Here is a 21,187-nt window from a genome sequence, read left to right on the forward strand (position 1 = left end):
CACAGTCCCATTTTAAAATTGATCAAGCAGTAATTGGCGAATATCTTCTAAAAATGGTTGCCGTGGGTTCGCTGGAGTACATTGATCGTTATAGATCAGATCGACCATATCATCTAACGCTCCTTCAAACGCTTCTTTAGTCACGCCATTAGCCGAAAGTTTTGGTTCTACATCTAACGCTTTGAAAAGCTCGGTGATCTTTTGACATAAAGCTTCGACTAATTCAGCATCATCTTTGCCTTTAAGTCCTAAAGCGCGTGCAATATCAGCATAGTCTTTTTGAGCGCGGTAAACTTCATAACGTGGGTAAGGTGTTCGTTTTACTTTACCTGAAGTCCCATTGAAGCGGATCACTGGTTGCATTGCGATCGAGATACATAAACCATGTGGTAACCCAAACTCACCCCCAACTTTATGGGCGATCGAGTGGTTGATCCCTAAGAACGCATTAGCAAAGGCCATCCCGCCTAAAGTTGCTGCATAGTGCATATTTTCTCGTGCTTTTTCACCCGCTAATGTTGGATTCTTTGGATCATAGTTATATGATTCAACTAAGTTTTCAAAGACTAACTTGATCGCTTCTAACGACCATGGACGTGTAAAGTCAGAGGCCATAACAGAAACGTACGATTCTAACGCATGCGAGAGCGTATCAAGCCCTGAAAGAGCTACAGTGCGTTTTGGCACAGTCATGACAAATTCTGGATCAACGATCGCGATCTGTGGTGTCAATTCGTAATCAGCTAACGGATATTTAACATGTGTTTTATCGTCAGTGATCACGGCAAATGGTGTTACTTCAGAACCAGTCCCAGAGGTCGTTGGGATCGCGATCAGTTTTGTCTCGACCGCGTGGTGGAATTTGACGATCCGCTTGCGGATATCGACAAATTTTTGTTGCAAGAGCGTGAAGAGTTCACTGACGTTTTCATAACTATCCATAAACCCAGGTCCTTGCTCAAGCGAATATTCATAAATATAACGAGCGATCTTCGCCGCATCAAGCGCCGAACCGCCCCCAAGTGCGATCACAGTATCTGGTTTGAATTCAGCCATTTGGCGCGCGATCTCGATCGTTTGGCCTAACGTTGGATCAGGTCGAACTGTACCATAAAGCGATGTTTTAACTGGTGTTTCTCGAATCAACAATTGTTCTAAAACTTTATCAACAAAACCAAATTGAACCATCCCTGGGTCAGCAACGATAAAGGCACGCTTGATCTCTTCAGTATCATCTTGCAAATATGAGATCGCGTTATTTTCATAATAGATCTTTTCTGGCAAACGGACCCATTGTGGACGGTTACGACGTTTAGCCACGGTCTTGATGTTCAAAAGATCATTTGTAGATAAATTATGTGACAATGAATTCTTCCCCCATGATCCTGTTCCAAGTGTCAAACTTGGTCGAAGTGCGTCTGTGTAAATATCACCGATCCCACCGATCGAGTCTGGTTGGTTAACTAAGAGACGTGCAGATTTTGTCTGGTCGCCAAACTCTGTGACAAACGGATCGCCTTGCGAACCGATCTGGATCGCAGCATTGTGTCCTGCTCCTTGATAATCGAGCAAAGCTCCAACGATCTTGATCCCATCTTTTCGATCTTTAGCCTTATAAACTGACAAAAGGGGTGAAAGTTTCTCAGATGAAAGCTTTTCGCCGATATTTTTAGGATCAAGTTCAAAGAGCATCACATCTTTATCTTCTGGTAAATAGACACCTGCTTGTTCTGCGATCCATTGGGCTGAACGTCCAGCTACAGGTCCGTTGACACCATGGTTGTCATTAAAGACAAAGTCTGCGATCTTTTCATAGTCTTCTTTTGGTACTAAGTAAGCACCTTTTTCTTGCATCAATTCTAACCATTTATCGTAGACTGGTGCTTCAACGACAGCAGAGTTTTCTGTTGCACAGATCATACCATTATCAAAGCGTTTTGATAATAAAAGATCTTCAACTGCGCGTTCCAAATGTGCAGTGTGATCGACAAAAACAGCCCCGTTACCAGCTCCAACACCCATCGAAGGGTTACCAGAACGTAAAGCAGCGTTGACCATTCCTGGACCGCCAGTTGCCAAGATCGAAGCAATCTTTTTATTTTGGATCAAAGCTGTCGTATTTTCTAATGATGGCGTTTCGACCCACTGGATGATATCTTTAGGAGCGCCAGCAGCGACGGCAGCATCATAAATGATCTTAGCTGCATGAGCTGAACATTTTTGAGCTTGAGGATGGAAGGCAAAAACGATCGCATTGCGCGTTTTTAAAGCCATGAGGGCCTTGAACATCGTAGTCGAAGTTGGATTCGTTGTCGGAACGATCCCTGCTAAGACCCCTAAAGGAGCAGCGATCTTGACTTGACCTTTGATCTTATCTTCTGAAATGACCCCAACAGTTTTTTCGTGTTTGATCAAATTGTAAATATTTTCAGTTGCAAAGCGGTTTTTAGTATCTTTATCTTCAACAACGCCTCGACCAGTCTCAGCAACGGCTTCATGCGCTAGCTCCAAAGCTGCTTCTGAGCCAGCTAAAGCGGCTTCAAAAACGATCTTATCAACTTGTTCTTGGGTAAAAGTCGCATACTTTGCTTCAGCTTTGAGCGCTTTTTCAACTAGTTCTTCGGTATAAGCTTGAGCTTTCTTTTGCTTAGCTTCTTTTTCTTCAGGTGTCAAAACGCGCTTTTTTTGTTTTTCATCTTTACTCATTTAATGTTCCCTCCAATTACTGACGTATCGATAAGTCATCACAACCATCATGTGAATAACTTCACTAATTATATTAGCGCTTTTTGAGAACGATTTCAATTATTTTTACTCTTTTTTTTTAAATATTTTTATCTACTTCTCAGCGCTTACATTTAGTAATAATGTTCATTTTACACTGTTACCTATTTTTTAAATAGTCCTTAGAACTCATCTACCTAAAATTTTACTTTTAGCTAATAAAAGTAAAATTTGTGCAACAAAAAACAAACTTTTTAAGAAAAAATACGAATAAGCTAAACTTAACTCATTCGTATCATTTATCCTATTATTGTCCAGTTACAAAAGCTGGAAGGCCTTTATAAGCTCGATAGATCGCTTGTTCGACTTGGATCCCAGTTAGATTTTTAGCTACAGCAAAGCCTTCAAATTGATCTTTGATCTTCGCTAAAGCATAACTTGTATTATGTTTATTTTGATTTTGGACCATGACAATATAGTCAGCCCCACTCAATCTTCTAGCAAAATAGCGTTCGGGATCGCGACGGTGATAAAATGCATCGACCATGATCATCTCGCCTCCATGAGCTTTGATGATCTCTTCGTATTTATCACGATATAATTCACGCCCCACGACGATCCCGACTGTCTTACCGGCAAGATCAAATTCGATCGCTGGTTTAAAGGTGGCTTTAGGTGTACTCTCTTTTTTAGGTGTAACATTTGGGTGTTCGTGCTTTTCTGGGTAGACCCAAGCGATCGAGATATCATCATTCAAACGGATCCCACGCGGTCGTGCGTACCAGCGTAAGCGAACTAAACTGCCTTCTTTGACATTAAATGCTTGGAGCGGGACTTTATATGTAAAGATCCGCCCATCAACAACTAATTCATGACCATTTACATCATGTTCAACGACTAATTTACCTTCATCATTCATCTCAACGACCCCTTGATCAAAAGTGATCGTATTGGGGACATACAGTTCATCTGGGCGGCGGATCAGTTTAACGATCCGCGGAGTATCTGAATGAGCATTATTGACAATGATCGCATCTCCATTCCGCGGATTGTACTGATTCCGAATAAATTCATTAAACTTCAATTCTTTATTATTTTTGTTATAGGCTTTAAATCCCATTCTACGAGTCGAGACTTTATAGACCATCACCATTTCAAAAAGTTTCTCAAAGATCTGAGGTTCTTTCTTGATCCATGCTTCTAGAGCTTTGCTATCCCCTTTAGCCGTCAACATCGTTTGGAGCGTTTGGAGCGTCCGATCGATCTTTAGCGTTGGTCTTTTAGTCACTTCGATCTGCAACTCTGGCTCTTCTTTTGCTACTGTCGTTTCTTGTACCAAGTCACTTTTTTGTTCTGGCACAGTTTTTACGTCTACTTTATTTGTTTTGAGCTGCGCAGTTTGCTCCGACTGATCATCTTTTTGCTCTTCTTCACTTTCACTTACGGTCTGCTGTTGCTCGTTTCCGTTTTTTTCAGCGATCTTTAAAATAACTCGGATCGCTTCAGCTGCGATCTTTAGTTCATTATGAGTGTTACCAGTTACATTGAGCAATTGCTTGATATCTTCACGGTAATCATACATTGCTAGCCCCCCTTTCTTATTTATACTCTTATTGTAAACTACCTATCTCAAAAGTCATATAAGTTTTTTTGAATAACTAAAAAAGAGGCCTTTTAATAGCCTCTTTTTTAGCTTTATTTTAGTTTTGCACTTGTTTCAGCTATAACTGAGTACGGCGTGCCTTCTAAAGTATCGTTCAAGTGATCGATCGTCTCATCGCCAATATACTCAGCTGTGCCTTTTTTTAGGTCAACTTTGACATCTTCAACGAGTTTGCTTAAGCTTTCTTTCACTTTAGCAGCACAACAGGCACCTTTCATCCCTAAAACGTGAACTGTATGTTTTTCCTTCATCGCTTCTTGGCCCTACATAGTATGAGTAAAGAAAGATAATAGAGCTTCCTTTCTTATGAAATTTTGGGTCCGTCTCACACCGTTAACTTTCCTGCGGGCCATCTCACTTGTAGTTTAGCACAACGCTTCTTAAGTGTTAAATAAAAAACTCACCAGCCATAATAAGCTGTTACTAAAAGAGCCAAAGTCGGGTTAGATAAGATCCCTAAGAGAACAAAACAGCCTAGGCGAAATAAATTTTTGCCCCAATTTGGCAGACGCTCTAAAAATTTTAATGTGCACAAGCGGTACAATAACAATAAGAAGAGGGGCAAAACACTCAAAACGCCACCAAGATTGACAACTAAAGTAAATAGCGTGTAGGCACTACTCTCAGCCGAACCTACTGCCAAAAGCCAAAGGGCAGAACCCGTGTACACGATAAGATAGATAACTTGGAAGATAAGCGCCAATTGAAAACTCTCACGTTCAAACCGCGTCTTTTTTCCTAAAAGAGCCATCACAAAAACGTACACCGGTGCGATCAAAAAAACGTACCACCGGGCCGCCAAAAACTCCAAAATAATTCCCAAACTCATCTTCCTTTCTCTAAAATATATTTTGTCACAGCAACGCCAACACCATCATGCTTGTTATCAGTCGTCACTGCTTGAGCTAAAGCTTTGATCTGCTCATTTGCGTTCCCCATCGCGACCCCAAAGCCAGCTAACTCAAACATCGTCAGATCGTTATTTTCATCCCCTAAGACCATGATCTCAGCTGCTGTGATCCCTAAGCGTTCACCTAGTTCAATTACTGCAGCACCTTTATGGGCCTTTTTATTCATCATCTCATAAAACCATGGCGCACTAAGAACAGTGTAATATTTAGCTAATACGGCCTGATCAAGAGTGGCTAATTTAGCTTGGATAATTTCAGGCTCATCGACCCACATGTATTTAGAGGCTAGACCGAGCGTTTCGATCTCTTGTGAGGTTCGATAATACAGTGGCATTTTAGTGTAAAATGCATCTAAAACTGTATATGGACTGATGTCTTTAAACGTCGTATACACACTTGAATCTGGCAAAACGATCTGTCCGCGCACACCTAATTCGTGGCTCAAAGCATCTAAAGCACCATACTCTTTTGGTGTCAGACCATGCTCAAATAGCGTCTGACCACTTTTTGTCGTCTGCGCTTTAGCCCCATTAAAGGTGATCGCATAGTCGTCTTCTGTCACAAGTCCTAACTCATCCAAATAATCTTTGACACCTGAAAGCGGGCGTCCTGTACATAAAACCACATAAACGCCTTGTGCCCGTGCTTTTTTTAAGGCGACTTTTGTCAGTGGTCCGATCTTTTTTTGATCATCGACAAGTGTGCCGTCGATGTCGATCGCGATCATTTTGATCTTCAAATGAGATCCCCCCATATCATGTTGTTTCAATTAATTATACCACCTCACCTAAAAGAGTTAAAAAGATAGCTAAAAAGATCCTTAAAAACTCTGTTGAGTCTTTAAGGATCTTTCCTACCTTTTGTTTAATCACGGCACCGCATGATCGTCAAGTGTAACATGAAATCGTTATAACGTTCATCATCAAGATCACGTCCAACGGCAGTCACGGTGCGTACTGCCAATTCTTCATTTTGATCGTATAAGTCTGTACTGTCGACTCTAAGATCAAGTTCGACTTTTTCATTGATCTCGATATGAAGTTCAGTTTCATCATAGTCACATTGGTAAAAACCACGGATCGGTGGCAAAGTTTCTTTACTTTGACGTTCACCTTCAAACGAGACTTTTTGTGTTTTACTATCACGTAAAGACATTTTAACGTTAAATTCTGCCATTGTTGACATCTCTGCAAAAACATAGTAGCCACGTGGAATACTCAATTTTACAGTTTTGTCATCTTCCATCAATGCGATCTTATTCATAATGAACCCCCTCAAACAAATATACTATTATACTTAAAACTATTTATCTGATTAACATTTTATCTTCAAGCATCAAAACGGGTCAATCAAAAGAAACTAGCGCACTACTCATTTTCAAAAAATATAACTTTGATTATAAAAACCTTAAGTTAATGATTATAAAATAATGGAACGATTAGCCAAAATCAAGCGTATCATGTAGAATATATCTATAATACTTTCGAGAAAGGCGGCTATCGCTATGGTAACGATCAAGCAAATCGCACAAGAAGCGGGTTTCTCTCAGGCGACTGTCTCACGCCTTTTAAATGATGACCCAACGCTTTCAGTCACCCCCGCTACTAAAAATAAGATCTTAACGGTCGCAAATCGGTTAGGTTATGGTAAACGTCAAAATAAATTTTTATTGACACGCAACATCGCCTTACTTGCTAGTTTTACAGCCGAAGAAGAGCTCCAAGATATTTATTTCAACACTTTAAAAGAAACCTTACTCGCTAAAGGTGAAGAAGCAAATTTCAAATTTGAATTTTTTACTGCGATCGATGAATTATTATCACAAAGTCAAAATTATGAAGGCTTCATTGGGATCGGAGCAGATGGATTCGCTGAGCCAAAGCTGCTCGAATTGGCCCAAGTTTTGCCTTTGGGAGTTTTTTTAGATATCAATCCCTTGCCCCATAAGTTCGATTCTGTTCAACCTGATCTTTCACAAACGATCTTAGATGCTTTAGATCAACTGATCTTAGCTGGAAAAAAATCGATCGGTTTTATCGGTGGTCTTGGTCATATCATGGGTACACATAATTATCAACAAGATCCCCGCTCGTTTGCGTTTGAAAATTGGGCTAAACGCCTAGGTGTCTTTGATGAGCGTTATTACTTCGTTTCTGGACCTTTTACGACTTCTAACGGCTATGAGCTTGGAAAACAGATCTTAGCTAATGACCTTCCTTTGCCAGAGGCCTTTATCGTCGCTTCTGATGCGCTTGCGATCGGTGTTTTGCAAGCTTTCAACGAAGCAGGACATGTGATCCCTAAAGATACCGCTTTGATCAGTATCAACAACATTGAGATCGCTCAGTATGTTTCACCTCCATTAACAACATATGCGATCGACCAAGCAGAACTTTGTCAAACGGCGATCAATCTTTTGGCCGACGCTTTAGAAAGACCTGAACGCCCTAAGATCCATGCTTTTATCAGTAATAAGCTCATCGTTCGGAAAAGTTTTATTCCTAAAAATTAAGTATTTTAATAGCACTCCGCCTTATTGGTCGGAGTGTTTTTTTATTTTTAGTAAAAAATAGCGATCTCTTTTTTAAAAAATATTTACTAATTCTATTTACTTTATTTAGTAAAAGTTGTAAACTTTTGATGTAATCGATTACATCAAAAACTAACTACTACGCAAACTTTAGGGGAAGCAAAACAGGCATCCGCCTTAATATTTATAGGAAAGCTAGAATGTGAGGTAAGTATTAAGACACGATCGCGCTCAGAAAACATAGCTGACCGTTTGTTAGCAAACTTTAGCCTTTGCTAAAGTAAAATTTCGGGGCAGATCATACCTTAAAGCTATCATGCTAAGTCAACACTCACCTTCAAATAGCTCTGAGAAGACCTAGCCTGACACTAGTAAATAAAACCAAGAAAGGAAATATATAATTCTTTTCTCAAATGTAGCCAATACGTTTGTTCACATTTTATATAACAGAACTTTTATGGACAAGAGATCGTCACGCTCATTTATCTCTAAGTTTTCGTTTGCAATGGGGAATTTAGGACATGCAGCTTTTTACGGCGCCTTGAGCAATTACTTTATCGTTTTTGTAACTGCAGGACTTTTTAGCGAATTAGATCCAAAGATCGCAGCAAAGTTGATCGGCTTGATCACTAGTTTGATCGTCCTTATTCGGATCGTTGAGATCTTTATTGATCCCCTTTTAGGCAATATCGTTGATAACACTAAAACTAAATGGGGCAAATTCAAACCTTGGATCATCATCGGTAATGTTGTCAGTGCTGTGATTATGATCATTCTTTTCACGGGGATCTTTAATTTAGCCAATGTCAATTGGATCGCCTTTGCTATTTTATTTGTGATCTTATTTGTTGTTCTAGATGTTTTTTATTCATTTTCAGATGTTTCTTATTGGGGCATGGTCCCAGCTTTGAGTGATGGTAGTAAAGAACGCGGGCTTTATACTGCGCTTGGTTCGTTTACCGGTTCGGTCGGTTGGAACGGGCTAACGATCATCGTTGTTCCGATCGTAACTTATTTTACTTATCTGGCAACAGGTAAGCATACCCAAGGGGCTCCGGGATGGCTCGCCTTTGCTGTGATCATCTCACTATTGGCCGTTTTATGTGCTTTCATCGTCGCTTGGGGAACTGAAGAAAAAGACGATCTGATCCGGACAGCCGCTAAGCCTAAAACAACGATCAAAGATGTTTTTATCGGGCTAGCGCAAAATGACCAGATCTTATGGGCTAGTTTAGCTTATTTCATGTATTCTTTAGCTAATGTCATCACTAACGGGGTCTTATATTACTTTTTCAAATTTGTTTTAGGACGCCCCGAAAGTTTTCAAGTAGCTGGCTGGATCGCGATCGGGATCGGACTTTTGACTTCGCCACTTTATCCACTTTTAAATCGCTTTATTCCACGCAAATACCTCTTTTCATTTGGTCAATGTTGTATGATCGTGTCGTATTTGATCTTTATCTTTGGCCGTCAAAGCATGGGCTTGTTGATCATTGGGCTTGTTTTATATAACATCACTTTTGCTCAACTTGTAACAGTCTTGACTTTGACAGATGCGATCGAATATGGACAGTTAAAGACTGGAGAACGCAACGAAGCCGTCGTTTTAGCAGTCCGCCCGATGATCGATAAATTATGTGGCGCTTTTGCTAACGGGATCGTCGGTTATATCGCGATCGCGGCTGGGATGACTGGTTCAGCTACCGCGGCTGACATGACGACTAAAAACATTCGGACCTTTGAAGGCTTTGCTTTCTATGTTCCTTTAGTTTTAGCAGTCTTAGCTTTAGTCATCTTCTTGACAAAAGTCAAATTGACCGAAGAAAAACACGAAGAGATCGTTGAAGAATTAAAAGATAAATTAGCGCTTGGCGATGAAAAACTCGATCTAAAAGTGACTGAAGAAAAAACACGAACGACAAACGTCTTAGCTCCGATCTCTGGCCAGATCGAGGCTTTGCCAAGCAAGGCAGCTCCTGATTTTAATGCTTTAGGTTTTGTTATCCTGCCGACCACCCAAAAAGTTTATGCACCTTTTTCAGGAACGATCCGTTTCACATTTTCAACTAAACATGTTTTAGGGATCGTAGCTCATAACGGACTAGAAGCGATCATTCACGTGGGGATCGATACGGTAAAATTAAGAGGAAAAGGTTTTGTAACACACTACAATGATGGACAGACGGTCAAAGCTGGGGACTTGTTACTTGAGTTTGATCTTGACCTGATCAAACAAGCCGGTCTAAACCCAAATGTCATCGTCTTCTTCACTCAACCAAAAGCGATCGCACAATTTGAACTGACGACTGATCACGAAGTAAGTCATGGAGAATTAGTTGCAACCGTCACTTTAGACCAAAGATAAATAGAGCTTGGAGTCTTTTAAACAAAGACTCCAAGCTCTATTTAAATACTATTTTTAATTGCTACCAGGGCGTTTTTTCTTTTCAACTTTTTGCCCCATTTCCATTTCATCATTATATCCCCAAAACCAAGTCACTAAGAAACTGATCACTAAGGCTGCTCCACTGGAGAGCAAGAAAGCATAAAAGCTATTTAATTGTGTTGGCGCTGCTGGATCAAAGAATGATGGAAAACCGATCAAAGAACCAGTAAAGCCAAACATCGTCCCGTGCATCAAGCCTGTGATCAAGCCCCCAACAGCTGAACCGATCAAACCTGAGATAAAGACTTTACGATAGCGCAAGTTGATCCCATAGATCGCTGGTTCTGTCACCCCGCAAAAGGCCGAGATCGCAGCGGCGATCCCAAGCGAGCGCATATCATTTTTCTTTGTTTTGATAGCAACCGCTAAAACAGCTGCCCCTTGGGCGACCATCGTCACCGAAATGATCGCGTTCAACGCACTTTGCCCGCTAGCTGAGATCTGTTGAGCCACTAACGGCACAACGCCCCAATGAAGTCCAAAGATCACGAGCAACTGGTAAAAACCACCGATCACAAGGCCACCGACCCAACCAGAAGCATGTACTAACCAGTTGATAAAGTCGGCGATCCCATTAGCAGCCCCTTGAATGATTGGTCCTGTGATCACTAAAGTAACGAGCGAAACGAGCAAGACAGTCAAAAGCGGGTTAAAGATCATTTGTAAATAATTTGGCAACGTCTTTTTCAAGAAGTCTCCTAATTTTTTAGCCATCCAAGCCGCTAAGATCATCGGGAAGATCGAATAAGTATAATTCAAAAATTGGAATTGGAAACCACCGATGCTAAACATTTCTTTAAAGTTTTGACCCCAAGCGACTAATTGTGGATAAGTCAAGACGCCCCCGATCACAGCCGTAACGATCGGATCACCACCTAAGCGTTTAGCTGCAGCAAAACCAACTAAGATCGGCAAGAAATAAAAGGCTGAATCAGCGATCGCGCTGACAGTGATATAAGCCGTATCTTTGACGTTTAGCAAGCCTCCTAATTGAGGCAACGTCAACAACGCTAAAAGCCCTTTGATGATCCCAGCTGCTGCGATCACACCAACGACTGGACTCATCGAACCTGTGATCACACCGATCAAATTGCTAAAGGCACGACTGACTGGATTTTTAGACGTATCAGCTGGTGTCGTTTCAACTTCTTGTTCTGCTAGTCCCGGCAACTGTTTCATGACAGCCTCAAAAACATTTGTCACTTCATTGCCGATCACGACTTGGTATTGTCCTGAAGCATGCATGATATCGATCACACCATCAGTTTCGCGCAAAATATCATCGTGTGCTTTGCTTTCGTCTTTTAAATAAAAACGGAGACGCGTGATACAGTGGATCAAATTATTGATATTTTCTTTGCCTCCGACATTTTCGATGATAACTGTCGCTAACGCATCATAATCACGTTTGCCTGCCTTTTTCTTAGCCCCTTTGACATAGGCAGTGGCTACGACTTGTCCTGCTTTGACTTGTCCTTCTTCGAGATCGAGCCCTTCTAACTTATCAGCTGAATTGGTGATCAAGACCATGATCGTTGTCTTCAAACCAGCTAGACGAATATTTTCTAGCGCCATATTGGCGAGTGGTTCACCGGCTGTGAGTTGTTGTCCGACTTTGATCTTTAACTCAAAAGGCTCTCCGTGTAAACCAACGGTATCGATCCCCATATGGATCAAAACTTCTAAACCTTCTTTAGTCACGATCCCGATCGCATGTTTTGATTCAGCGATCATTGTGACTTCACCACTAACTGGTGCAACGATCTCCTCACTGACTGGTTCAAGGCCAAAACCTTGTCCCATCATCCCAGTTGAAAAGACTTCATCTTGCACTTTGTTCAAAGCGATCACTTCACCATCTGCGACCGCTTGTAATTTCACTTTCGTACCTGCCATGATGTCCCCTCCATTTTTAAAGCGTTTTCTTTCTTACGTCATCATCATACATGTTGTCTATACAAGTTGTCAATATATTTTTTTATCTTTATTTATCAATAACAAAACACCCTTTTACATGTATATACAAGTATGTTAGAATGAAAGTGAAAACCGATACAAAGGAGTGAGCTGTTTGGCAGCTAAATATGAGATCATCGCTAACGATCTGGCAGAAAAGATCAAACATGAGCAATTTTTGCCTGGCGATTTTTTACCAAGTGAAAATCAGCTGAGTGAACTTTATGGTACAGCCCGCGAAACGATCCGCAAAGCTTTAGACAGTTTGACTGAATTAGGCTTGATCCAAAAGATCAAAGGTAAAGGTTCAGTCGTTTTAGATATTCAAAAATATACGTTCCCACTTTCAGGGATCACAAGTTTCCAAGAATTAGATCAAGCTTTAGGTATGAAAGCGACGACACAAGTCTTACAGCAAAAAAAAGTGCCAGCACCAACACTTTTTGCCCAAACAAAGATCGAACCCACAGAAGCATTCTTCATCGAACGTTTGCGGCTCATCGCTGGTCGCCCAGCTGTTTTGGATCAAGACTACTTACTTGATCCCCCGATCACTAAATTGCCCGCTGATGTAGCTAAACATTCGCTTTATGCTTATTTGGAAAAACAACTCAAACTTGAGATCGGCTACGCCACAAAAGAGATCACTGTCGAACAAGTTCCTGGACCGATCCAAGAAAAATTAGGTCTCAATAAAGGCGAACGAGCTGTTGTAGTCCGAAGCCTCACTTATTTGAGTGATACGACACTATTCCAACTGACGACGTCGTATCATCATCCCGATAAATTTAGATTTATTGATTTTGCAAGACGAAAAAAACTTTAAGGGCTATAGGAAGAAACAGGTAGCCTAGCTCGCTAAAAATCCTTTAGAAAGGAGTTCTATAAACTTCCAAAGCTACCTTTTATAGAACAAAAACTATGACGACAGACCTTGGAAAAAAAGTTATTTATCAGATCTACCCTAAATCGTTTTATGATTCAGATCATGATGGGATCGGCGATCTTCGCGGGATCATCGAAAAGATCCCTTATCTAGCTAAGCTAAACATCGATATGATCTGGTTCAATCCGTTCTTTGTCTCACCTCAAAATGATAACGGCTACGATATCGCTGATTATCGCCAGATCGATCCGCGCTTTGGAACAATGGCTGATTTTGAAGAACTCGTTGCTAAATTAAAAGAAGTCAAGATCGATGTCATGTTAGATATGGTCTTGAACCACTGTTCAACAGAACATGAATGGTTTCAAAAAGCTTTAGCTGGTGAGGAAAAATACCAAAAATATTTCTATCTGCGCCCTAAAAAAGCTGATGGCTCTCTACCGACTAACTGGTCATCTAAATTTGGGGGACCCGCGTGGTCGCGTTTTGGTGAAACAGACTTATACTATCTCCACCTTTATGATCAAACTCAAGCTGATCTAGATTGGCACAACCCTGAAGTTCGAAAAGAAGCGGCTGCGATCGTCAATTTTTGGAAAGCTAAAGGAGTCAAAGGTTTCCGCTTCGATGTGATCAACGTGATCGGCAAGGCTAACGAACTTGTTGATTCAACTGATCCTGTCCAAGAAAAAAGGCTCTACACTGATACTCCGATCGTCCATCAATATTTAAAAGAATTGAACCAAGCTTCTTTTGGTCAAGATGAGACGATCATCACAGTCGGTGAGATGTCTTCGACTAATTTTGCTTCTTCGATCAAGTATTCAGATCCAGCCGAACACGAACTCTCGATGGTCTTTACCTTCCACCATTTAAAAGTCGATTATGCTGATGGAGAAAAGTGGAGTAACGTACCTTTTGATCTGATGGCCCTGAAAAAATGCCTAACTGATTGGCAAGTCGAAATGGATCAAGGTGGCGGTTGGAATGCACTCTTTTGGAACAATCACGATCAACCTTTTGCCTTGAATCGTTTTGGAGATACCAAAAAGTATCGCGTGCGTTCAGCGCAAATGCTAGCGGCAACTTTACATCTGCTTCGTGGGACACCTTATATCTATATGGGCGAAGAGATCGGGATGGTCGATCCAACTTATACAAAGATCAAAGACTATGTTGATGTCGAAGCTTTGAATGCTTATCAAGCTTTACAAGAAAAAGGATACTCGGCTAGTGCAGCCTTTGCGATCGTCAAAACAAAAGCGCGCGATAATTCACGCACTCCGATGCATTGGGATGCAAGTTCTCAAGCTGGTTTTTCAACAACGACACCTTGGTTACGCCCAACTGGTCAAGAACAGATCAACGTCAAAGCTGAACTTGAACACGGAACGATCTTTAATTTCTATCAAAAATTGATCCAACTTCGCAAAAATGAACGCCTGATCTCTGACGGACACTTTAAAGCTCGGTTTGCCAAGCATCAACAAGTTTTTGCCTATGAACGTTATTTAGACGATGACTCACAAAAACTTCTCGTCTTCAATAACTTCTCTGCTCGCTTCGCCGAACTTGAATTACCGGCTACTGATCGTTTTGCCGGCAAAACTTTAGTGACAAACATGGGACAAACTTACGAAAAGTTGCCCCAAACACTAAAATTAGCTCCATACGAAACATTAGCTTTCAAGTTTGATCGACCTAAACTCTGAGCCTTACTCATAATTAAGAACCAAAACAGCCTGATCGCGTTATTTTTCTCGGATCAGGCTGTTTTGGTTGAAATTTATATCATATATACAAACACAAAATTCTCGGATCACATTTTTCGCTAGTGCATGTGTTTCCATAGAGATCTTGATCGTATATTTACTGAAAAAATAGCTAATTCAAAGAAGTAGCAAATAAGTGAGCTTTTAAAGCAAAAAAAAGACTGATTGTTATTTTTAGTTATCTAACATGACCAGCTATCCTAGCCATATAAAGATCCCCTAGAATGCCCACAGAATTTTTATTCTTTCTGTCTTCACTCTAGAGGAGGCTTCAGTCATTTAATAGTTGAAAAATCCATTTCTTCGCGTAAAGCAGTGTAGATCGGCCGACCACCTAAAAGCTCATTTACAACATAAGCAACAAATGTCACAAAAACTAACGGAAAAACTTGAGCTAACGAGCCAGTCATCTCTGTTAAAAGAACGATCGCCGTAAAGGGAGCTTTTTCGATCGCGCCAAAATAAGCTGCCATCGAAACTAAAACGATGCTCAAATATTGCTTAGGTTCGATCAAACCATAATGGGTTAGCGTCAGCCCAAAAATACAGCCTAAAAGCGCCCCTAAAACTAAGATCGGCATAAAGATCTCTCCTGGAACACTTGCACCGTAAGAGACCATCAAAAAGACAAAGCGGATCACAAAAAAGAGACCTAATAAACCTAACAACTTAGTCCAAAGTTGTCCATTTTGACTTAACGAGATCACATAGCTGATGAAATCGTGGCTTCCGCCTAAGATCTTTGGTTCAAATAACCCTAAAGGGATCGTCAAAAGTAACGGGATCACGCTATGATAGCGTTTAGGCAAAAATTTTACCTTACTATATAAAAAATCAAGGTCTAATAAAACGTACTGGTAAACATAAGCTAACAGCCCTAAGCAAGTCCCTAACACTAATAAGACGCTAAGGTCGATCATTTTGGTCGTGGGCGCGATCTTTAAAAATAAACTTGGCGTCGAACCTAAAAAGACTAACGTCATCAGATCCGCCGTCAAAGCTGCTGAAAGAGCCGTCAACCAAACTTTTGGTTTAAAACTCGTCGTGATCTCTTCGAGTAAAAATAAAACGCCGGCTAACGGAGCACTAAAAGCCGCAGCTAAACCTGCTGCCACTCCCGCTGAGAGTAACAGTTTCTGTTCATCTGGTTCGCTTTTGAATGTCGTTTTAGCAAGCCCTAAGCCAATACAGCCCCCCATCTGGATACACGGTCCTTCACGCCCTAAAAATAATCCGGGACAGATCACTAATAAGCCTCCGATAAATTTCTTCCATAGGATCGACCACCATTTTAACTGGTGTTGCCCTAATAAGACCGCTTCGATCTGAGGAACACCTGAACCGACTAAGTCAAGTGTATCTTTTTGCAAGAGCTTGCCTAAGATCAAGCTCAAACAAAGTAAAAATAGTATGTATGGTAAAAGATAGAGCTTATGCTCATTTAAATATGGATACCAGACAAATAATATTTGAAGCGTATGGTCGATGATCCACCGAAAAAGACTTACGACACAGCCAGTTATTAATCCCACAACTGCTCCTTGCAAGATCAATTTAAGATACCGCGGAGCAAAAGGTCGATCCAAAACATCACGTGCACGTTTCAAAAACTCACTTCCTTTAGGATAAATTTATATTACTAATAATAATACCACGAGCAGTAGTTTTGAACTCGATAAACGAAACTGTCATTTAGTTACTAATTATTTCTCATTTTAAGGAAAGTTGCTTTTTCTTGATCTTACAAGCTCTCTCAACTATCTATCGAACAATGTAGTGCCTTTCATCATGAGAAAAGAGAACAATATTTTTTTATTCTATAATGTTTGTAGAGCTTCGCCAGTAAATATGCGATAATGCTAAATGTTACTGCTGTTAGCAGAAGTACAACTAGAGAGGAACTATTTCCCTATGAAATACGAGCGCTATCTTAGCATACTCGGCTACCTCTTGACCTTTCTCGCATTGAGCTTTGTCCTGACTTGTGCCTATTGTTCTTATATAAGATCAAATGAACAAAAAGGTACCGAAGTCCTTCATAACGATGCGTTTGATGATCCTGAGTTCGAACTCAGTGATGAAAGTAGTCTTTTGAGCCATCCACATATTATCGGCTCTGACTGATAAATATAGCGTAAAAAAATGCGTCTGAAGCTTCTAGCCTCAGACGCATTTTCCTCTTTATTTATGACTCTCGATATAGTTGAATGCCTCTTGTCCAGCGATTCCACCATCACCAACAGCCGTTGTGATCTGGCGCAATTGTTTTTGACGAACATCGCCGATCGCATAAATACCAGAAACCTTTGTTTCCATTTTATCATTTGTTACGATCCAACCATGTTCATCTGTGATCCCAAGATCTTGGAACGGTTCTGTCATTGGCGTTGAACCTACGTAGATAAAGACACCTGAGGCATCGATCACACTAGTTTCACCAGTTTTTTTGTTTAAAACTTTGACCCCTGTCACTTTTTGACCGTCACCTAAGATCTCTTCTACGACTGTATCCCATGTAAAGTCGATCTTATCGTTTTTAAAAGCACGTTCTTGTAAGATCTTTTGAGCTCTTAGTTGATCTCTGCGATGAACAACTTTGACTTTAGAAGTCAAATTAGCCAAGTACATCCCTTCTTCAACGGCAGAATCCCCACCACCGATCACGACGACTTCACGGCCTTTATAAAACGCACCATCGCAGACCGCGCAATAGGAAACACCACGCCCACTATATTCTTCTTCACCAGGGACTCCTAATTTTCGACTGACCGAACCAGTTGCAATAATAACTACTGGTGCACTAAGGTCGCCACTATCGGTTTTGACTAATTTAGTTCCATCTTCTTTGACCTTGATACCTTCGACTGTCCCATAAACGAATTCAGCGCCAAACTGTGTTGCACCTTGAAACATCTTTTCAGATAGCTCTGGTCCCATGATCGAAGCAAAACCAGGATAATTTTCGATCTCAGCGGTATTATTCATATTTCCGCCATAAACACCACGGTCAAGTAACGCGACCTTTAAGTTTGCCCGTGAAGCATAAAGCGCAGCTGTCATCCCTCCAGGTCCAGCACCGATCACGATTACATCATATTCTTTTGCCATCTAATAGTTCCCCCTACTCTGCTAAATATTTTGCTAAAACTGCTTTTAATTGCTCTTTCGTGTGGACGCCAACGAGTTGCTCAACAACTTGACCATCCTTTTTTACAAGTAACGTTGGGATCGACATGATCCCAAAGCGTTGAGGCGTTAGCGGATTTTCTTCAACATCTAATTTTCCGATGAGCACCTCATCACCTAGTTCTTGAGCAAGTTGTTCAATGATCGGTCCTTGGATCCGACATGGGCCACACCACTCAGCCCAAAAATCGCTCAACGAGACACCAGTAGCAGTCATTTCTTCAAAATTATCATCTGTAAAGATCTCTACCATCGAACTTTATCCTTTCTTAATATGATCAAATTTGATCCTTTCTGATATTCTTACTATAGCACGCATTGTATTCCAGTTCCATCATTTTGCTTACTTTTTTTCAGTAAATATAAAACTTTCTTTTTTCATTTATTTTTACAAATTTTAACCTTAATTAATAGCGCTAAAAACTTTATTTAATTATCTAAGTGCTCTTCCACTAAAAAATTCAAAAATATCGCCCAAAACTATTTCATTATCTTCTAAATATAGTATAATATCCCTAAAATTCAACTCTAATCAAAAGGTTAGATCATACATAAGGGAGAGATGTTTATGTTTAGTAAGATCGGACAATTGATCTTTGATAATGAAGCCGTTGCTAAAACGTCAGATTTTACCATGGGACTTGAGATCGAAATGCACCGCGTCGACGATGCAGGCAATCTCAGCCAAGAACCGTATCCGGCCGGGATCGGCGATCAAAAAACAAATCCGTGGATCACAACTGACTTTTTAGAAGTCATGTCTGAAGTCGTTACTCCGCCAGCACCATACGCATTAGATGCTATGCACTGTTTATACAGTGTCAACAATATTTTACGTTCGGCCTTAGCACCTGGGGAATTACTTTGGCCGTTATCCATGCCACCTAAATTACCACAAGATACGAGCCAGATCCGTTTGGCACAGATCGGAACTGAAAAAGAAGCTTATTTAAAAGAGTGGGTCAAACGCCATGGATTTTCTGAAGGCACACCATGTGGGGCCCACATTAATTTGAGTATCGATCAGCACATCATCCAACTTGTTTTGGAGAACTTTCCTGAGCGTTTTGCATCAGAACTCGAAGTCAGAAATTATCTTTATGCGATCTTAGCTCAAGGTTTTATGCGCTATCGCTGGTTGATAACTTATCTTTTTGGAGCTAGCCCGATCGCTGAGAAAAACTATTTTGCTAAAGATTTTACTCTACCACATCCAGTTAGAAGTATTCGGCAAAGTTCATTTGGCTTTGGAAATAAATTCAGTGGCGACTACTCTAGCGTTGAAGCCTATGTAGCTCGGATCAAGCAAGGGGTTAAAGAAAAGATCTTGATCAAAGAGTACGAATTTCATGGTTCAGTCCGTTTCAAAGGCAAAGATCTCCTCAAAAACGGCGCTGAATATATCGAATTACGGATGCTTGATCTTGATCCAAGTAGTTCAGTTGGAATCCGAACAGATACGTTGCGTTTTATCCGTTTATTGGCAAGTTATTTGATCATGAGTCCAGCTTTAAAAGAAAGCGAGATCCAACGCGTCTTAGCTACAGCTGACCAAATGAACGAAGAAGTTGCTAGTGAAGAACCACGTAGCCTTTGCAAATACCGGAATAAGGCACGTGCATTGATCAAGAGTCTTGAGCACTATGCTAATCGGATCCAGTTAGGCCCTGAATACCAAGAGATCTTAGACGACTTAGAAGATCGGATCGAAAATCCTTTAACAACTCCAAGTGCGCGTCTTCTAAATTACGTTGAAAATGATTCACTTGAAGCTTATGCTTTAAAACGTGCGCGGCGCTATCAAGATGCTGCACAAGAATCGATCATTCGTTTTGAAGGCTTTGAAGATCGACAATATACCGCAGATGAGCTCAAAAAAGCTCTCTTTCGGGGAAATTGGGATCCAAATCTACACAGATGTTAAACCTGGCTTGCTAGTATCGCATTTAGTGCGATACTAGTTTTTTTATGTGCGCTAGCGCGATAATCATTAACAGATATTTTTAAATAACAAAAAAGCCCACATAACCATGTGAGCTTTACTTAGTCGGGAAAACAGGATTCGAACCTGCGACCCCCTGGTCCCAAACCAGGTGCTCTACCAAGCTGAGCTATTTCCCGATAAAAAATGCACCCAGCAGGAGTCGAACCTGCAACCTTCTGATTCGTAGTCAGACACTCTATCCAGTTGCGCTATGGGTGCATAATAATAAAATATTCAATTAAATGCCGAGGACCGGAATCGAACCGGTACGGTGATCACTCACCGCAGGATTTTAAGTCCTGTGCGTCTGCCAGTTCCGCCACCCCGGCAAGATCTTAACGATCTAAGCGGAAGACGGGATTCGAACCCGCGACCCCCACCATGGCAAGGTGGTGTTCTACCACTGAACTACTTCCGCATTTAAATGCCGACTAGAGGATTCGAACCTCCGACCTCCTGATTACAAATCAGATGCTCTGCCAGCTGAGCTAAGTCGGCGAAAATGGTGCGGGTGAAGGGACTTGAACCCCCACGTCAAAAGACACTAGAACCTAAATCTAGCGCGTCTGCCAATTCCGCCACACCCGCAGAATGGAGTTTAATGAGTCGTGACAGGCTCGAACTGTCGACCCTCTGATTAAAAGTCAGATGCTCTACCGACTGAGCTAACGACTCATGATGGAGGATACAGGGCTCGAACCTGTGACCCTCTGCTTGTAAGGCAGACGCTCTCCCAACTGAGCTAATCCTCCATAATGATAGCGTGGCAACTTCCTACCCTCGCAAGGGGCGATCCCCTAACTACTCTCGGCGTGACAAAGCTTAACTTCTGTGTTCGGAATGGGAACAGGTGTAGCCTTTGTGCTATCGCCACCACACTTATTTTTGAGAACCTTGTTCTCTCAAAACTAGACAATATCTTCTCTTCTCGAAAACTGCGTTTTTGACTTGGTTAAGTCCTCGACCGATTAGTAATGGTCCGCTCCATGCGTCACCGCACTTCCACTTCCATCCTATCTACCTGATCATCTCTCAGGGGTCTTACTTCCATAAAGGAATGGGAAATCTTATCTCGAGGTGAGTTTCGCACTTAGATGCTTTCAGCGTTTATCTCATCCATACATAGCTA

15 protein-coding genes, 8 tRNA genes and 2 rRNA genes (1 of these 25 only partly in view) are annotated in these 21,187 nt (G+C 41.1%); 5 read left to right on the forward strand and 20 right to left on the reverse strand.

The window, feature by feature from the left end; all coding sequences use genetic code 11:
- Positions 1-12 precede the first annotated feature (12 nt).
- From adhE to QFX10_RS02455, 6 genes are all read right to left on the reverse strand, one after another.
- Positions 13-2,706 (reverse strand): bifunctional acetaldehyde-CoA/alcohol dehydrogenase, encoded by a 2,694-nt coding sequence (gene adhE, locus QFX10_RS02430; RefSeq protein ID WP_280606651.1) that lies wholly within the window; start codon positions 2,704-2,706, stop codon positions 13-15.
- 325 nt (positions 2,707-3,031) lie between these two features.
- Positions 3,032-4,306, reverse strand: coding sequence for a hypothetical protein (locus tag QFX10_RS02435; RefSeq protein WP_280606652.1), 1,275 nt, complete (start codon positions 4,304-4,306; stop codon positions 3,032-3,034).
- Between the two features lie 113 nt (positions 4,307-4,419).
- Entirely contained in the window at positions 4,420-4,638 is a 219-nt protein-coding gene (locus tag QFX10_RS02440; protein WP_280606653.1) for a heavy-metal-associated domain-containing protein, read from the reverse strand.
- A 149-nt stretch (positions 4,639-4,787) separates the two neighbouring features.
- Entirely contained in the window at positions 4,788-5,216 is a 429-nt protein-coding gene (locus QFX10_RS02445) for a hypothetical protein (protein ID WP_280606654.1), read from the reverse strand.
- Positions 5,213-6,037, reverse strand: coding sequence for a sugar-phosphatase (gene yidA, locus QFX10_RS02450; RefSeq protein ID WP_367617608.1), 825 nt, complete (start codon positions 6,035-6,037; stop codon positions 5,213-5,215). Before yidA ends, QFX10_RS02445 begins: the two co-directional genes overlap by 4 nt.
- 125 nt (positions 6,038-6,162) lie before the next feature.
- Positions 6,163-6,561 (reverse strand): hypothetical protein, encoded by a 399-nt coding sequence (locus tag QFX10_RS02455; protein WP_280606655.1) that lies wholly within the window; start codon positions 6,559-6,561, stop codon positions 6,163-6,165.
- Between the two features lie 241 nt (positions 6,562-6,802).
- Here QFX10_RS02455 and QFX10_RS02460 point away from each other — a divergent pair, with 241 nt between their 5' ends.
- Positions 6,803-7,810: a LacI family DNA-binding transcriptional regulator gene (locus tag QFX10_RS02460; RefSeq protein WP_280606656.1), complete on the forward strand. Its 1,008-nt coding sequence runs from the start codon at positions 6,803-6,805 to the stop codon at positions 7,808-7,810.
- A gap of 475 nt (positions 7,811-8,285) precedes the next feature.
- Positions 8,286-10,193, forward strand: a complete 1,908-nt coding sequence (locus tag QFX10_RS02465; RefSeq protein ID WP_280606657.1) for a sugar MFS transporter — start codon at positions 8,286-8,288, stop codon at positions 10,191-10,193.
- A 54-nt stretch (positions 10,194-10,247) separates the two neighbouring features.
- On the opposite strand, the gene QFX10_RS02470 is transcribed toward QFX10_RS02465, so the two are convergent.
- On the reverse strand, positions 10,248-12,170 hold the full coding sequence (locus tag QFX10_RS02470; RefSeq protein WP_280606658.1) for a PTS sugar transporter subunit IIABC: 1,923 nt from the start codon (positions 12,168-12,170) through the stop codon (positions 10,248-10,250).
- A 175-nt stretch (positions 12,171-12,345) separates the two neighbouring features.
- Between QFX10_RS02470 and treR the strand changes: the two genes are divergently transcribed.
- Positions 12,346-13,056 (forward strand): trehalose operon repressor, encoded by a 711-nt coding sequence (gene treR / locus QFX10_RS02475; protein ID WP_280606659.1) that lies wholly within the window; start codon positions 12,346-12,348, stop codon positions 13,054-13,056.
- 95 nt (positions 13,057-13,151) lie between these two features.
- Positions 13,152-14,828, forward strand: a complete 1,677-nt coding sequence (gene treC, locus QFX10_RS02480; RefSeq protein WP_280606660.1) for an alpha,alpha-phosphotrehalase — start codon at positions 13,152-13,154, stop codon at positions 14,826-14,828.
- Positions 14,829-15,163: 335 nt separating this feature from the next.
- Here the strand turns inward: treC and QFX10_RS02485 are convergent, their stop codons facing one another.
- The 3 genes from QFX10_RS02485 to trxA all read right to left on the reverse strand — a co-directional run bounded on the left by QFX10_RS02485 (position 15,164) and on the right by trxA (position 18,327).
- Complete coding sequence (locus QFX10_RS02485; RefSeq protein ID WP_280606661.1) at positions 15,164-16,495, reverse strand: ClC family H(+)/Cl(-) exchange transporter; 1,332 nt, start codon at positions 16,493-16,495, stop codon at positions 15,164-15,166.
- A gap of 574 nt (positions 16,496-17,069) precedes the next feature.
- The gene (gene trxB, locus QFX10_RS02490) at positions 17,070-17,996 is read right to left on the reverse strand and encodes a thioredoxin-disulfide reductase (protein WP_280606662.1); all 927 of its coding nucleotides are present in this window, start codon (positions 17,994-17,996) and stop codon (positions 17,070-17,072) included.
- A 13-nt stretch (positions 17,997-18,009) separates the two neighbouring features.
- On the reverse strand, positions 18,010-18,327 hold the full coding sequence (gene trxA, locus QFX10_RS02495; RefSeq protein WP_280606663.1) for a thioredoxin: 318 nt from the start codon (positions 18,325-18,327) through the stop codon (positions 18,010-18,012).
- A 315-nt stretch (positions 18,328-18,642) separates the two neighbouring features.
- Between trxA and QFX10_RS02500 the strand changes: the two genes are divergently transcribed.
- A complete protein-coding gene (locus QFX10_RS02500) occupies positions 18,643-19,998 on the forward strand; it encodes a glutamate--cysteine ligase (protein ID WP_280606664.1) in 1,356 nt (451 codons plus the stop codon).
- Positions 19,999-20,121: 123 nt separating this feature from the next.
- Here QFX10_RS02500 and QFX10_RS02505 read toward each other — a convergent pair.
- The 10 genes from QFX10_RS02505 to QFX10_RS02550 form a co-directional block, all read right to left on the reverse strand.
- Positions 20,122-20,195, reverse strand: a tRNA-Pro gene (locus QFX10_RS02505).
- 8 nt (positions 20,196-20,203) lie between these two features.
- Positions 20,204-20,277, reverse strand: a tRNA-Arg gene (locus QFX10_RS02510).
- Between the two features lie 24 nt (positions 20,278-20,301).
- Positions 20,302-20,387: transfer RNA gene (locus QFX10_RS02515), tRNA-Leu, on the reverse strand.
- A gap of 17 nt (positions 20,388-20,404) precedes the next feature.
- Positions 20,405-20,476: transfer RNA gene (locus QFX10_RS02520), tRNA-Gly, on the reverse strand.
- A 7-nt stretch (positions 20,477-20,483) separates the two neighbouring features.
- Positions 20,484-20,556 (reverse strand) — tRNA-Thr (locus QFX10_RS02525).
- A 5-nt stretch (positions 20,557-20,561) separates the two neighbouring features.
- A tRNA-Leu gene (locus tag QFX10_RS02530) sits at positions 20,562-20,646 on the reverse strand.
- Between the two features lie 14 nt (positions 20,647-20,660).
- Positions 20,661-20,733: transfer RNA gene (locus tag QFX10_RS02535), tRNA-Lys, on the reverse strand.
- Positions 20,734-20,737: 4 nt separating this feature from the next.
- Positions 20,738-20,810 (reverse strand) — tRNA-Val (locus tag QFX10_RS02540).
- Positions 20,811-20,819: 9 nt separating this feature from the next.
- A 5S ribosomal RNA gene (gene rrf / locus QFX10_RS02545) occupies positions 20,820-20,936 on the reverse strand.
- Positions 20,937-21,006: 70 nt separating this feature from the next.
- Positions 21,007-21,187: ribosomal RNA gene (locus QFX10_RS02550) — 23S ribosomal RNA — on the reverse strand; it runs 2,742 nt beyond the window's last position.

Source organism: Ligilactobacillus faecis, from assembly GCF_029889745.1.
Lineage (GTDB): Bacteria > Bacillota > Bacilli > Lactobacillales > Lactobacillaceae > Ligilactobacillus > Ligilactobacillus faecis.